The 14,231-nt window shown below is 67.4% G+C and carries 11 protein-coding genes and 2 pseudogenes; 3 read left to right on the forward strand and 10 right to left on the reverse strand.

All coding sequences use genetic code 11. The features are described 5' to 3' along the window. Window positions 1–352 precede the first annotated feature (352 nt). The gene (locus ACSNN7_RS08205; protein WP_436680064.1) at window positions 353–1,558 is read right to left on the reverse strand and encodes a TadA family conjugal transfer-associated ATPase; all 1,206 of its coding nucleotides are present in this window, start codon (window positions 1,556–1,558) and stop codon (window positions 353–355) included. Then, a pseudogene (gene ssd, locus ACSNN7_RS08210) lies at window positions 1,555–2,609 on the reverse strand (septum site-determining protein Ssd). The gene ACSNN7_RS08205 and the pseudogene ssd overlap by 4 nt, the downstream one beginning before the upstream one ends. Before the next feature lie 453 nt (window positions 2,610–3,062). On the opposite strand from ssd, the gene ACSNN7_RS08215 reads away from it, so the two are divergent. Continuing rightward, on the forward strand, window positions 3,063–3,872 hold the full coding sequence (locus ACSNN7_RS08215; protein WP_436680066.1) for a hypothetical protein: 810 nt from the start codon (window positions 3,063–3,065) through the stop codon (window positions 3,870–3,872). 42 nt (window positions 3,873–3,914) lie between these two features. Here the strand turns inward: ACSNN7_RS08215 and ACSNN7_RS08220 are convergent, their stop codons facing one another. Both ACSNN7_RS08220 and ACSNN7_RS08225 read right to left on the reverse strand, forming a co-directional pair. Continuing rightward, complete coding sequence (locus ACSNN7_RS08220; RefSeq protein ID WP_436680067.1) at window positions 3,915–4,925, reverse strand: CU044_5270 family protein; 1,011 nt, start codon at window positions 4,923–4,925, stop codon at window positions 3,915–3,917. Continuing rightward, window positions 4,925–5,479, reverse strand: coding sequence for an RNA polymerase sigma factor (locus ACSNN7_RS08225; protein ID WP_436680068.1), 555 nt, complete (start codon window positions 5,477–5,479; stop codon window positions 4,925–4,927). The genes ACSNN7_RS08220 and ACSNN7_RS08225 overlap by 1 nt, the downstream gene beginning before the upstream one ends. 125 nt (window positions 5,480–5,604) lie before the next feature. Here ACSNN7_RS08225 and ACSNN7_RS08230 point away from each other — a divergent pair, with 125 nt between their 5' ends. Continuing rightward, complete coding sequence (locus ACSNN7_RS08230) at window positions 5,605–6,231, forward strand: hypothetical protein (protein WP_436680069.1); 627 nt, start codon at window positions 5,605–5,607, stop codon at window positions 6,229–6,231. 309 nt (window positions 6,232–6,540) lie between these two features. Continuing rightward, window positions 6,541–7,032 carry a hypothetical protein gene (locus ACSNN7_RS08235; RefSeq protein ID WP_436680070.1) on the forward strand — a complete coding sequence of 164 codons (492 nt, stop codon included), beginning with the start codon at window positions 6,541–6,543 and terminating at the stop codon, window positions 7,030–7,032. Window positions 7,033–7,786: 754 nt separating this feature from the next. On the opposite strand, the gene ACSNN7_RS08240 is transcribed toward ACSNN7_RS08235, so the two are convergent. From ACSNN7_RS08240 to ACSNN7_RS08265, 6 genes and pseudogenes are all read right to left on the reverse strand, one after another. Further along, a complete protein-coding gene (locus tag ACSNN7_RS08240) occupies window positions 7,787–8,521 on the reverse strand; it encodes a hypothetical protein (protein ID WP_436680071.1) in 735 nt (244 codons plus the stop codon). Window positions 8,522–8,707: 186 nt separating this feature from the next. Continuing rightward, window positions 8,708–8,863, reverse strand: a pseudogene (locus tag ACSNN7_RS08245) (IS110 family transposase); the annotation flags it as partial. Window positions 8,864–9,070: 207 nt separating this feature from the next. Continuing rightward, the gene (locus tag ACSNN7_RS08250; RefSeq protein ID WP_436680072.1) at window positions 9,071–9,817 is read right to left on the reverse strand and encodes a hypothetical protein; all 747 of its coding nucleotides are present in this window, start codon (window positions 9,815–9,817) and stop codon (window positions 9,071–9,073) included. A gap of 145 nt (window positions 9,818–9,962) precedes the next feature. Further along, window positions 9,963–10,766 (reverse strand): protein phosphatase 2C domain-containing protein, encoded by an 804-nt coding sequence (locus tag ACSNN7_RS08255; protein WP_436680073.1) that lies wholly within the window; start codon window positions 10,764–10,766, stop codon window positions 9,963–9,965. Then, the gene (locus ACSNN7_RS08260; RefSeq protein WP_436680074.1) at window positions 10,766–11,020 is read right to left on the reverse strand and encodes a hypothetical protein; all 255 of its coding nucleotides are present in this window, start codon (window positions 11,018–11,020) and stop codon (window positions 10,766–10,768) included. The genes ACSNN7_RS08255 and ACSNN7_RS08260 overlap by 1 nt, the downstream gene beginning before the upstream one ends. A gap of 1,202 nt (window positions 11,021–12,222) precedes the next feature. Continuing rightward, window positions 12,223–13,386: a CHAT domain-containing protein gene (locus tag ACSNN7_RS08265; protein WP_436680075.1), complete on the reverse strand. Its 1,164-nt coding sequence runs from the start codon at window positions 13,384–13,386 to the stop codon at window positions 12,223–12,225. Window positions 13,387–14,231 lie beyond the last annotated feature (845 nt).

The raw sequence follows: 14,231 nt of genomic DNA on the forward strand, positions 1-14,231 counted from the left end.
CCGGCGCAGCGGCGGTCCGGGGCCGGTGCGAGCTGGCTCGCGCCTGGCGCAGTCGTCAGCGGTGCGACGGGGCCGGTCCACGCCGGGCCGTCGGGCGCGGCGGCTGGTCCGGCGGACGGCGAGCGGCCACGCCCGGGCAAGGGCGCTTCGCCCGGCAGCCGGGTAGCGGGGTCGGACGCCAGGACGGACGCGCCGGTGCGGAGCGGCTCGGCGTGGTGAGGGGTGAGCGCGGGCCGGCCGAGCGCGCCGACACCGAACAGGGTGCGGCGCCGCCGCCGGCTGCTGCGGGCCGGCCAGGCCAGCACCGCTGCCGCGCCCACCAGCAGTGCCGCCACCAGCCAGACCGGCAGGCTCATGCCGGCCCCGCCGACCCGGGCCACGGCTCGCACAGGATCGGCGGCACGGCCACGCCACGGTCCCGCAGCAGCGTGGCGAGGGCCCGACCGGCCAGGCCCAGCCCCCTCCCGCGTATCCAGGCGGGCACGACGGTGACCAGGCGGTCGGCCCCCTCCGGGAGCAGGAGGCAGATCGACTCCAGCACCCGGCCGCGCGGTCCCCGTCGTACCTGGAGCAGCACCTGGAGCGCGGCGGTCACCTGGGCGTGCAACGCGGCCCTGGGAAGCCCGCCGAGCAGGCCGAGCGCCTCTAGCCGGGCCGGCACGTCGGCCGGGGTGTTCGCGTGCAGGGTCCCGGCGCCCCCGTCGTGGCCAGTGTTGAGGGCGGCGAGCAGGTCGACCACCTCCCCGCCCCGGCACTCGCCGACCACCAGCCGGTCGGGGCGCATCCGCAGCGCCTGCCGGACCAGCTCGCTGAGACCCACCGCGCCGGTGCCTTCGACGTTGGCCGTCCGAGCCTGCAGCCCCACCACGTGCGGGTGCACCGGGTGCAGCTCGGCGGCGTCCTCCACCAGCACGATCCGTTCCGTCGACGGGACCAGCCCGAGCAGCGTGTTGAGCAGCGTGGTCTTGCCCGAGCCGGTGCCACCGGTGACCAGGTACGCCAGCCGCGCGGCCACCACTGCCGCCAGGACCGGGGCGACCGATCGCGGGACGGTGCCCTGGCGTACCAGCTCGTCGAGGGTGAACGGCCGCTGGCGGAACGTCCGCAGGGAGAGGTACGGGCCGTCGGTCGCCACCGGGGGCAGCACGGCGTGCAGCCGGGTGCCGTCGGGCAGCCGCGCGTCCGCGTACGGGGAGCCGTCGTCGAGCCGGCGCCCGGCGGCCGCGGTGAGCCGCTGCGCCAACCGCCGTACGTCGTCGACGGAGCCGAACGGCACCGCCACCTGGCGCAGGCCCTCGCCCCGGTCGACCCAGACCCTGGTCCCATTGACCAGCACGTCGGTGACCTGCGGATCGGCCAGCAGCGGAGCGAGCGGCCCGGCGCCGACCAGGTCGTCGCGGACCCGGTCAGCCATCCGCAGCACGGCGGTGTCACCGAGGACGGCGGCGGTGGGCTCCGCCCGGACGGCGGAGACGATCGCGGCCGGGGTGACCGGGGTGGCGCTGCCGGCCATCCGCTGCCGCACCCGGGCCGACAGGTCGTCGGGGTGGCCGCTCATGCCGCACCGGGCACGGGCAGGCCGGTCAGTTCGGTGACGATCCGCCGGCAGAGCGCGGCGAGCGGGCCGCGCCCGGCGCCGGCCGGTGCCTCGCCGCGTTCCAGCCCCCGGCACAGCGCCGGCTCGGGCCGCAGCGTGCCGGCGAGCGGCAGGCCGAGGGCACGCGCCACCTCGGCTGCCTTCAACCGGCCGGGCGCCGGCCCGCGCACGATCACGCCGAGCGCGGCGCAGTGCGGGGCCGCCGCGGCCGCTACCCGAGCCGCCGCTGCCGTCGCCCGCAGCTCGGCCGGCACGACCAGGTACGCCTGGTCCGCCGCCTGCAAGGCGACCACCGACGCGTCGTCGAGCTGGCGGGGCACGTCGACCACCACGAAGTCCCGGCCCCGGCGGGCGGCGTCGAGCGTGGCCGCCATCGCCTGGGCGGGCAGGGACAGCAGGTCTCCCCGATCCCACGAGAGCACCACGAGGTCACCGCGGCTGGGCAGCGCGCGGACGAGCGCGGGGGCGTCCACCCGACCGTCGGCGTCGGTGAGCGCCGGCCAGCGCAGGCCGTCCAGTTCCTCCCAGCCGAGGACGAGGTCGAGACCGCCGCCGAGCGGGTCGGCGTCGACCAGCAGGGTGCGCAGGCGGGCCCGGGCGGCGGTGACCGCGAGGGCGCCGGCGAACACGCTGGCCCCCGCGCCGCCCCGGCCGCCGAGCACCGCGACCGTCGGGCCGGTCCGCCGAACGGGCGGTCGGCGCCGCACTCGGTGAACCGGTCGACCAGCCAGGGCTCGGCCGCCGGGAGGGTGGCGACGTGCTCCGCGCCGAGCAGGTCGGCAATCTCCCATCCCGGATCGAGTTCCCCGGTACGACCGACCAGGACCGTGCGGGGGCGTCGGGGCAGTCTCGCCCGTAGGCACGCCTGTGCCTGGTCACGGCCGACCAGCACCAGCGGCGCGGGCAGCCACCGGGCCCGCGCGGCGGCGGGATCGGCGGCCAGCTCGACCTCCGTACCGCCTGCGGCGGCGAGCCGGAGCAGTTCGTCGAGGAGGTCACCGTCCGAGGTCACCAGGAGTGGCAGCCGCCGGTGCGGCGGCAGTGAGGTACGGGGTGGCATCGCGGCCTCCAGCGGTCCGGCTCGGGGGTGCTGGCCCAGACCCTGCTCCCCGCTCCACCCCGCCTGCCGCCCTCGCACCGCCGCCTGTGGACAACGGCAGGCCCTGTGGACAACCCCCTCGATCGCCGGTCGATCTGCTATGCGCGGCCACCATGGACGCTGACCCGACGAGGTGCAAACAGCGCCGTCCAGCAGGCACCCGTCACATCAGCGGCGCGGCGCGTCGCACAAATGACCGATCGACCGTTCGCGCCTCACCGTTGGCCTCACAAAGGCGCAAAACCGCCGGTCAAAATGGTCCCATTCGCCACCTCGCAACCCATTGACGACCGGCGACCCGGCCCGTCGATAATCGGTTCCCCCTGCCACCGGCCGAGGTGGCTGCGCTTTCCCGAGAACGGGGCCATGGCCGAGCCGTCCGACGACGAGACCCATCACCCCGACACCACCCTGCGGATCGGCGGCTGGCTGCCCGCACCGCGCGAGGCGGGACGACCTCTGCCGTACCCGTCGATCGAACCCGGGGACGCACGGCCCGGCGCCGGCCCACCGCCCGGGCCGGAGCGGCCGGTGCCGGCGACCCCCAAGCCGGCGGCCCGCGCGAGCGGCCCGAGGCGGTCGCTGCTCATGGGCTGCGCCGTGGTCGCTGCGCTCGCCACCCTGGCCGTAGCGTCGATCTGGACGGCGCCGCCACGGCCGGAGGAGGGACCAGCGGCCGCCGCGCCGATTGCCCCGATCGACCGGGTGGACGAGACCACGCCGGCGATCCAGCCCACCGCCACCTTCTCCCGCGCGCCGGTGTCGCTCTCCACCCGGGCCTCGCTGCGGTCGCCCACCCCCGCCGCCTCGCCCACCAACCGGCCGCGCACTCCCACCGGGGGTACGACCAGCCGACCGCGCCCGTCGACCACCCCGCCGGCGCCACCCCGATCGGACGAGCTCACGCCGCTGCCGGCATCGCAGGAACACTCGCTGCGCTCCAGCGGCGGCGGCGCCGAGACGTTCGTCGACTTCGTCAACGACCGCGACGGGCACGTCGTCGTGTACTGGCTCGACCACCACGGTCAGCGGCGGCGGTACGCGGTGCTGGAAGCGGGCCGGTCGTACCGGCAGCAGACCTACGTGGGTCACCCGTGGGTCGTCACCGACGGCGGCGGGCGGGCACTGGCCTGTTTCCTGCCCGCGCCGGAGACCAGGAAGGCGGTGGCCCGGTAGGGCCGCCCCCATCGAGAAGGAGCGGCCCCGGGCACCGGCGGATCAGCCGATTCGATCGGTCCAGGCGGTGTCGAGGATCAGCTGGTACGCGCTGAGGCGAACGGGTGCGAGCGTCAGCCGCTCGTGGGCGAGCAACTCACCCGTGTGCGGATCGAAGATCAACAGGGACTGCGCCTGGTGCTCGCGGTCGTCGAAGGTGACGGCTACGCCCTTGCGTCCGGCACGGTCGGTCACCTGACCCCGCCACAGAAATCCAGGCACGTCGGCGAGGATCCGCAGGATCTCCGCACGGGTACGACGCGGCACGACGTACCGCCCGTACACGGTGCTGACCTCCTTGCTCGCGGCGCCCGCGCCGTATCTGACCTTGAGCAGTTCGCTCAGCTGCACCCGGTCGGACGGCAGCGGACCCTCGACCAGCGGTGGCAGCGGAACCGTCGCCGGGGTGGCGCCCTTGGCAGGGAGCTGGAGGTTGCGCTGCCAGTAGTCCCGGGACGCCGCGTCGGGGTACTGCGGTTCGAGCTGGGTGGTGACCCCGCTGCCGGTCCCGTCCGCGGCCTGCCAGACCTTCGTCTCGTCGGCGAAGGCGACGTGGTGGCGGCCGTCGGCGGACGACATCACCGGGTCGCCCCACACCTGCCTGCGGTGATACATGTAGCGCCCGCTCTGGTTGTCGTACTCCGCGTCGATGAGCCTGCCGGCCAGGGCGCGCAGGTGCGGGCGGGCCGCTGAGGCGTCGGAGTTGAGCTGGTACGCCACCGGCACGAGCACGGCAGCCGATGCGGCGCCCGGCGGATCGGCGACACCTGAGGTTTCCGGGGTGGCGGTGGCAAACGGGTGGACGACTGCCGCGGTGCCGGCCGCGACCGCCAACGCCCCGGCGGTCAGGATCAGCCGACGGGTGGGGCGGGGGCGCCGACGACGGACGGCCGGCCCGACGGCTTCAGCCTCGGCGATCACGTCGCGGGCTGAAAACCGGGGCGGTGCGACGGCGGCGTTCCGGGCCGGGTCGGCCGGACCGAGGAAGGTACGGGTTCGTTCTTCTCCGAACATCACAGCTCCCTTCGAGGAGTCGACAGCACCGGGTGCCGTGCCGGCGGGACGGCCTGATCCGACATCGCTCCGGTGAGGCGACGCCGGGCGCGGTGCAGGCGCACCGCCGCGGTCGCGCGAGTACAGCCGAGAACCTTGGCGGCCTCGGAGACGGTGAGTTCCTCCCAGCCGATCAGGCGGAGAATCTCCTGATCCAGCTCACTGAGAGCGGCCAGGGCGGCCTGCACGTCCGCCACCCCCACCGTCACGTCGGCGCCGGCCGAACTGGACGGCAGCAGCAGGTCGGCGTCGGTGATGGGCAGTACGTCCGGAGCGGCCCGCCGGGACCGCCACTGGTTCGCCAGCAGACGCCGGGCCACCCCGTACAGCCAGGGCAGGCTGCGGTCCGGCACCTCGCGGCGGCGCCGCCAGGCGATGACGAAGACCTCCTGGGCGAGTTCAGCGGACGCCTCCGCGTCGGCGAGCCGACGTAGGCCGTACTTGACGATCTGTGCGTACTCGGCGGTGTAGAGCCGCGTGAACCAGCCCTCGTCCCGTTCTCCCGGTGGACCCATCCGAACTCCCCACGGTTTCGGCAGCACTCACCCTGGCTTGTGTCACCACCGACCGGACGATTACGGCCAGGGCTCTCGGCACTGCTGTCCCGTCGTGTGTCACAGGAGATCCCTAGTCTTCCGGCGTGACCGACGCGTACACCGTCTTCTGGCCGCAGGACCGCTGTCTGGCTGCCACTTCCGCTGTCGGCGCCGGCCTGCCCTTGCAGGTGCTCTTCGGCGGCCCGCACCTCTCGTTGCCCAGTTTCGTCCGCGCGAAGGTCCGCGCCGGGGATCTGGTGTACCCCATCGGCGTACACGGCCAGAAGTTGTACGTGCTGGGTCGGATGCGCGTGACCGAGGTGCTCGCGTTCGGCGGCGAGGACCGGGCCGGACTCCACCGTCAGCTCGACCGCTTTCCGCAGTGGCGGTTCCTGACGGGCAGTTGCATGAACGAGGTGGTGCTGGGTGAGAACGGGACCCGCCTGCGCCTGGACGCCGCGATGCCGCCGGAGGCTCTGCAACGGTTGACCTACCGATCACAGCGCGCCACTCGAACCGTCAAACACGTCAGTGCGGACGGCAGACTGACCCGGTCCCTCGGCGTCCAGGGCATCTATCGGCTGGGGGACCAGTGCAGCGCCGACCTGGACGCCGTCCTGGCCCAGCCGACGACGAGGACGGGTTCGGTCTTCGGGCGGCAGATCCGGACGCCGACCACCACGCCGGCCCAGACCGACGCCCTGTTCTGGCAGTCGTTCCGCGAGACCTGAGGTGTCGGCAGGCTGCCCGGTGAAAGCCCACTCGACAGGAGGTGCGGACCGACTTGGTAGGAGCGCTCCCCCGGAATAGGGACGACCCCCGTCGGGGGGATGCGGTCCCAAACTGTCGGCCGCTGCCAACCGGCCTTGATCCGCGTCAGCGAGCAGGCGTGGGTCGTCGTCGAGTTCTCCTCGGAATCGGCCTTGATCGAGGTTCGCGCTGCCTTCTCGCTGCCTCGGTCCGCCTGATGCCTCGCATACAAGCCTTGGGCGCTACTACCCGACCGGACCGATTGCGCTGATCCGATACCTTCGACGATCGTGACCATCAATGATCTAGGCAACCTCGGCGATGCAATCAGCGGCCTCGTTGCTGTCGTTCTCGGCATAGTGGCTTTGCTCGGCAGTCGCTCAGCTTGGGCAGACTGGCGCGCCCGGCAACAGGCTGAGAAGGAGCTTGCCGAGGAGCAGACGAAGGAGCTTCGCCTGAACCGTGAGCGGACCGTGCGGGGCTGGATGCCAGGCGGGACTCAGGTCTACGGTGTTCAGCTTGTCACGGAGCCAGCGGAGCTATCTCAAGCTGTCGACGAACTGAAGGATGGCCGACCATCTGACTACGTGCTTCTACGGGTCAGCGAGTCCGAGGCGGGCAACGTCAACCGGGCCTACAGCCTGCGCCAGATGGTCGTGTCGCAGGGCTACATCGCTCAAGCACCGTCGACCGCAGTACGAAGCGCTCCAGCGTGGTCGAGAGCTGACGAGCAACTAGCGTATGAACCTCTTCGTTGTGAAGGAACCACTAGCCGTCGATGAGCTGCGGCAGCAGCAGGGCTGAGCTGTTCGAACGGTCCACCGGAGTCCATGGACGTCCGGCGTTGCCCGCGTCCGTCGTCACTCAGTTGGTCACTCAGCTGGGTGTCAGACGTTGAAGCGGAACTAAGTGCCGCGATCCCGTCACCAGCAGAAACGATGCCCCGATACCTGCTCATACGGCGTCTTGTGCTGCCAACGTTGGGGGCTGGTTGAAGGCGTTCGACGGCGTCTTGTGGCCCGTGTGTACCCTGCCCTGCTCTCGAGTCGGCGCTGGGCTCAGCCCGGTGCTACCGCACTCGCCGCAAGGTTGGTTACAAAGCGTGCACAAACCGTAGCGATAGAACCGAGGGCGATGCCGATCATCCCCCATAGAGATCACCCCTCCCAGGAAGGTCAGGACTACTGCTAGGACCAGATACGGCAGCACCAGGCGGGCATTACACCCGGCTCAGTCCAGCGCCATCCGAGGACACCCGAATCTACCAGCTCACCTGACTGGCTCGGTGTGAGGAAATGGCGGCCGTCGATGAGCTGCGCGAGCAAGCAGGGCGGGTTGGCGGAACAGTCGACCATCGTCCATGGTCGTCCGACTGATACGCCCTAGTATCACTCAGTTAGACACTCAGCGCGCTCGCTCCTGCCATGAGGCACGGGGCCGAGCGCTACCACGGCCGCCCCTACCTCGGCCCTCCGGCGGCGCCCGCTCCGACTGTGCGCAGTTAGTAGCCCACGCCAATCCAGGCTTTTCGCAAACTCACGCAAAATCAAGGGGTGTGCGTACAAAATTGTTCATATGCTTATCAAACTCGCGCAGAATGCTCGTATATCTAATCATGTACCTGATGCGGGACTTAAGGCCATTAAAGGCCGATGACGCAAGAAAGTATCGGCCCTCATCGTCCTCGCTGACAATCCCGTCGACTTCAAAGAAGGACACGCCATTCTTTTCAACTCGCGCTATGCTGTCGATCCCCAGCTTGATCGCCGACGCCTTCTCTAACTCCGGGAGATCCTCCGGCCCCCTATTGAAGGTGTACTCTCGATCGTAGAGAAAGAACGAGTAAGCGGCCATCACCTCTCTATCTCGACGAATAAACTTGCTTACCTCTGGATAGAGGCTGCCCTTCCCCGTCTTACATTCCACGAAAATCAAGCCACCATCGATCAGCGCAATGCAGTCAAATTCATCGCCCGGGTCGGCGTCCTTCAGCCGGATTCCAAATCCTGATGCTCGTGCAGCGAACTCTCGGATGAACAGCTCGCTGATATACCATTCGAAAGTGTTGGCATATAGCCCCTGTGTCAGTTGAAAGCGCCGCCCTCGGCGAGTGCCGATGCTCTGACAGAGGGTTAGGTAGCCGTTCACCGCGTCCGCATTTCCACCTTCGACATATTCTTTGCCGAACGCCATGTCGCGTAACGCTTTCCGAAATAAATCTTTCGACATCTGATGGTAGAGGATGTCTTTGAGTGCACGCACAACAGTCACGTCTTGACAATCGGGCAAAAGGATGTCGCCGTCGGAACCCTGCTTAGTGACTTCGTGCCCGCGTTGCATCAGCAGCCTGGAGATCTCCGTAAGCAAGGGAGGGCGCTCCACCTTCGTCTGAGGACAGTGTGCTTTGGACTCTACCCATGAGCAGCCAAACCGCCCATCCCGATGCTCCTATGGAGGTCAAGGGGCGAGAGCGGCGAAGTCGGCGCGTAGGGCTGTGTAGACGTCGCGGACGATGTAGCGCTTCAGGCAGCGCAGGATCTCCTGCTTGCTGAGGCCTTCGCTGATGCGTCGTTGCAGGTAGGAGCGGGTGCGCGGGTCGTAGCGCAGCCGGCGCGCGCCCAGGCGGCGGCGCGTGCGGCCCGTTGCGGGCCGCCTTGAAGACGTACAGAAACTTGAACCGCTCGCCGGCAGCCGGCCTGTCGTGTTCCGGCTGATGCTATACACCGGCGTCCCACCAGATGCTTTACATGATCGGATTTCGGCGCGGGTGCGGTGAGGGATGCAGTCTCCTCCGGAGGGGTTGCCAGGGCCGAGCGACTGTCACTGCTTCTTCCATCGAGCGGCCAACTGGTCGTGCTGCGCGACGAGTTCGTCGCGGGTCGCTCCTCCGCCGTAGACCGAACTCCACAGCAGGTCGCGGAAGCGCAGGTAGTCGTGGTCCTCCGCAGTCGCCTTCTCGTCATCGTCAAGCGGCCAGCCTCTGCTCGCCATGTACTTCTCGCGCGCAGCCCTGATGTCGGCCATACGAATCACTCGTTGGTAGTCGTCGAACGCCGGGTCATCGGGGTTGATGACGGGCAGGATCTCAGCTCCTGATGGGAAACCCAGAGCCGCGGACAAAGCCAGTACGGCATCCTCCATCACCGGCAGGTTGTCCTGCTCGCTGCCCATGATGGCTGTGATGGCCTCTGTCGAAGGCGTCCGGCCTGCTTCGACCGCCCAGGTACCCAACGCATGCACCGCGAGGTCCGGGTCGACCCGCCTGGGACTATCCTCCACGTGCTGGTAGCCGCACGGCTCATCGTTGTTGGGCAGGTGCAGCGAGAAGCTCGGGCCCGCCGGAGTCCGGCCCTCCAGATGGGCGCAGGAGCTGTTGGACACGTATGCCGCAACAGCTGGCGCCGCCGTGGCCGCCATGAGGTCGTCCACCCCCGCGGACAGCCGCAACTGCTCGGTGGCGAAGGGCCTGACGCCCACTCGCTGCCAGCCCTGGCCCAGGTCGTAGAGCCCAACCTTGTTGCCCCATGGGTTTGGCGTGGCGAAGTGAGAGCCGAACGCCTCACGCACCCCCGGCTGCATCGGAAGCGTGGCGGTAGTCGGCCTTGCCACCAGGAGCGTCCCGAACCAACCCATGGGGCCGAACTCTACGGGGGTAACGAGATTTAGGCCGTCAAGCATGTCCTGGGACTAGACACGCCGGGAGCCGGCCGCCTCAGTTGGCGTAGACCGCTGTGGCGTCGTCGCTGCCTTTGTTGCGGGGCCATTTGGTGCCGTTGGGGTCGGCTGCCTCGATTGCTCGGACCCGTCGGATCAGCTCGGTCGGGCCGTGCTCGTCCAGGACGTCGAGCACCCCTTGCCAGTCGAGCAGGTCGAACATCGTGACCAGACGTGCGGCGCCATCGGTCAGCACGGCCAGTCGCCGGACAGCCGTAAGCGGAATCTGTCCGGTGATCGCGTGGGTGACGACGGTGGGATCTGCCGCGGCTACCCAGAAGCCTCCTGGCTGGTTCCGCAACGCCAGCTCGGCGTGTTTCATCCGCAGGAGGGCTGCCTGCTTCTGGGCGGAGCCGAACGGGTAGCGGTTGGCCTCGGCTCGTTCGGCCTGGGCCGTCGTGTCGACCCGGTCGTCGTTGAAGACCTCGATCCCGTCGGTGGTGTCGACCACCACCGTCGTGTCGCCAAGCACGAGGTACTGCAACGCGTCTTCGGTCAGCCGGATCAGTGCGGTGGTCGCCGACGGCGTAGCGGGATGGTGGAGGTCGCACTCGGGGTGCATCCTCGCCGTGATCCCGATGGCATCGGTCAGCACGTCACCCAGCTTGCGGTCACCCTCGACGGCAAGACCAGTGATGGTCGATCCTAGCTTCGCCGCGTACCAGGCCACGCCGTGCGCACAGCCGGTATCCGTGCGGGCGGTCGCACCGTCCAGGACGACGATCAGCCCCTGGGCGGCGGCAACCCAGTCCTCGTTGGGCCGTAGCGGGTGACCCGGGTCAGTCGCGGTCGCTACCCGCATCAGGCACCGTCGGGGCGGTACAGCGGTGTCAGCCGCTCGGTCGACAGGATCTTCCGCCGGTCCTTCGGGTCATAGACGCACTTGATGACCGTCGAGAACCGGCGGTTCTTCAGCTCCTTGTACAGCTCTGCCAGGTTGGTGGCGACGAAATGGGCAGCACCGAGGGTGCCCTGCGCGTGGGTACCCGCCAGGTAGAAGAAGGTGCCCTTGCCGTCGGGTCGGGGAAGCCGTCCCACGTATCCGTAGTCGGCCACTCTACTGCCTCTCTGCTGCCTCCGGCCGGGGAAACGCCCTCGGCAGACGGCCTCGACGGGGACAAGAATGACCTATGACCTGCGGCGGAGCATTCATCCCGAATAGGGACGACCCCCGTCGGGGGGAGCCTGGTTGTAGTTGTCAGAGAGTGTCAAACAGACCGTGTTGTATGCCCTAAGGCAGCCTCATGGTGTTGCTCGTTCCACCCGTCATCGTCGTGCAACGGACTGCCTGCTGACTCTCTGCTGACTCCGCTATCTTCGTCTGCCAGCGTTGCCCTGACCGAGCTTCGCGCTGCGTCAGCGGCACTCCTGTCGCTGACAGGGCGTGAGCCAGCCACAGGAGAACGAGGAGGCGTGCATCACGTCCGGGTCCGGGCATGCCTCTCCCTCTGAACAGTCCGCGGTCCCGTCCATGTGCTCGGTTAGCATCCCAGTGCATTCGAAGGCGGACATGAAGGCCGATGCATCCTCATGCAACTCCATGCAACGAGGGCAGGCATGGTTCGTGGGGATCGACTGATAGCCACATGGAGCCAAGGCGTCGTCCGGGTGATACCGCGACAGGCCGCCGGGGCAGCCGAGGCCGTGGCATTCAAATGAGCCGTCTTGGTGGATGAGAAGCGGGCCTGCGCATGCTGGCTCAACTTCCATGGTCCCGTATTGGCTGCTGAGCATCGTTACGGTCGACAGCTCAGCAGCCCTCGGTACGGGTACCTCGACCTTCGCCTTCAAGTGGCCACTTTGCCGCCCGCCAGCAGCTCGCCGCTTCTTCTCGTCGCGACGGCGCTTAGAGTTCTGTCCCATCTCGCCTCCGGGATCCACCCTGGCAGGCCGGCGCAGCTTGCGGTAGCCCCGGCGGCCGGGAAAACCTACGCATTACGAGTCGGTGGCCCGATGCTGGTCGACCGCCTGGCCGTCGTGCCCGACACGGTGTCGCGGTTCGCAATCGTCCACCTATGCTCGCCGGTTTGGCTGCTCGCTCGGCTGCTCGGCGCGGCCCTGACGCGTCGCCTACACGTTTTGAGTGCTTCTTTCGGTGCTGTCCGCGTCCGCGACCTCGGCCGATTGGCCGCACCCGCGACCGGCGGCTGTCCTTGTCCGGGCCGCCCGTTGCTGTCGACAGCTACCCGACTCACGGGTGAGCATTCCTCGTCCACACCCGACGCCACGCGCAGGGCAAACCGTCCCTGCTGCCTTCACTAAACCAAGGCAGTTCTATCCCCGCTCGTGATGTCAGACAAGGAGCCCATATAGATCCTTTCGGGTCGGCCGGCAAGAATGTAGAACAGCGACTCGGGCACGTAACCTGGGTTTCGGAACCAGTTGAGCACCCGGTTCCTCATACCTTGGTCCTCGGCGATTTCGGCAAGTAAACCTTCCGTGTCAGCGTAAATGTGGGCCCTGCGCAGCCGCCCGGATGATCTATTCACCATGAATTCTTGCAAAACCGGCAGGCCACTTGGCGTGGCACTGCTCGCCCATGACTGGAGGGAGCGGTTACCTTGCAAGACGTCATTCACGGCGTTGGACGTCTGGACTCGGTGCCATACATCGAGCAGTGTCCCGTGCTCTTCCCGTCCGTCGAGAACCTCTGAGATGTAGACGAAGAGACGCATCATCAGCGTGGCATTGTGGAAGACGTCGACCGGGACCTGTGTCCCCAGAACCGCAACTGCCCCCTGTCGCAGTAGCAAGTCTGAAATGCTTACCGCTCCAGCACCTTTTGGTGCTACATGGCATGCGCTAAGAATCACAAGGGGCGGCATAGGCCCAAGTTCAGGACCCAAACAAAAGTCCCTTCCTATCACGACGCCAGCAACGTTTGCCTGCCGATTCAGTGCACCGTGCGCGCTGATGACGAGCAGGTCTGGCTGCTTGTCGTTGATTGCCGCCCGCAGATCGGAGACCGACAGTGTCTCCACCACCTCGATATTAGTATTCGTCGGAGCAGACAGATGTTCGGAGGCAAAATCCCACCCCTTACGCGAAGCGCGGCCAACAGGATCATCAGAAGGAATGCACTCAGCTATCAAAACCCGGATACCTTTGGCCCACTCCACTGGACCTTGATGATCCAACTCCTTTTGAAGCGCACGAGTCAATGGTAGCAATGGGCGATATGCTATGGGAAGACGAGCTGTGAGCGGCGAGGTGTCCCCTGGCATCTTGAGCAGCCCGATGGGGAAGTTAGTAAATACTGTGAGCGCTGATGCCGCCGACAGTACGTCCAGCAGAGACTCTGTCCAAATCGCTTTGGCCGCTTCATCTAACTGGTCAAGCATCCGCCAGACTGTTGGACCGCTTTGCCTGCCCTCAAAATGGCGCTCGATCTGTGCCAGCTTAATAAAGGCCTCAGCTGGCACAGATGGCAGGATAAGTCCCACTGAACCCCGGGCTAGGGCTCGGTGCGTGACAACGAACTCGATCGTGGCACGTTCGACCAAGGCATCGGATCTCAGGTGTACCGAGGGGGACCATATATCGCTATCGTCTGTAGCGGGAAGGGATTCGATGTGTTCCCGGCTTGCTGCGTCATAAGCACCCTTAGAATATGCGGGCGGCACCCCTGGCAGACCGATGACGACGGGGACGCGCAATCGGCGGCGCTCCTCGGCGATGACTCGGGGCAGAGCCTCCTCCGCCGCCTCAACCGACGCACCTTCCCTCTCAAGACGGGATACTGCTTGGAGGATCAACTGGCCCCACAGGGCGTGCCGAACGACTGAATTTGGCCCCTCACCTGCAGAAGGCAGCTCCTCAACTTCGGCCCCCATCTGACGCGCTAGCCAGCGATGCGGCAGGCCAGCTGGAGCGAAGTCCAGCCGCCGCGTCAACTTCGGCTCCCGTCCGAGGTACTCCTTGTCGCCTAGAAAATGCTCGTAGATTGAGCGCCAGTGAGCCTCTAGGGAGCTATCAGAGAGCTTCGAGTAGACAGCTGGCGGCAAGGCGAAATTTAATTGCTCCGATCGTCGCGAAGCCTCTTCCAAAAGTTCATCGGGGCAGACAACCATGGTTGGTGCGAAGTGCTTCAACGCACGGCCAAGGTGAGCTACGTCGAACGCCTCGATGGGTAGAAGCAATATATGGTGATCGAGGTGAAGCCTCTGCAACGCTTTCAGCCGTTGGGCTGGGATATCGACTAACTGCTCAAAGATGTTGGGGAGATGTAGGCAGTACCACAGCCCCGGAAGGGAGGCCGCAACATTTC

Origin of the sequence: Micromonospora sp. URMC 105 (assembly GCF_051386295.1) — a bacterium.
Classification (GTDB): domain Bacteria; phylum Actinomycetota; class Actinomycetes; order Mycobacteriales; family Micromonosporaceae; genus Micromonospora.

Bases quoted from the DNA above. Each gene is read 5' to 3' on its own strand.
- ACSNN7_RS08205 (WP_436680064.1), bottom strand. From the start codon at position 1,558: ATGAGCGGCCACCCCGACGACCTGTCGGCCCGGGTGCGGCAGCGGATG.
- ACSNN7_RS08215 (WP_436680066.1), top strand. From the start codon at position 3,063: ATGGCCGAGCCGTCCGACGACGAGACCCATCACCCCGACACCACCCTG.
- ACSNN7_RS08220 (WP_436680067.1), bottom strand. From the start codon at position 4,925: ATGTTCGGAGAAGAACGAACCCGTACCTTCCTCGGTCCGGCCGACCCG.
- ACSNN7_RS08225 (WP_436680068.1), bottom strand. From the start codon at position 5,479: ATGGGTCCACCGGGAGAACGGGACGAGGGCTGGTTCACGCGGCTCTAC.
- ACSNN7_RS08255 (WP_436680073.1), bottom strand. From the start codon at position 10,766: ATGCGGGTAGCGACCGCGACTGACCCGGGTCACCCGCTACGGCCCAAC.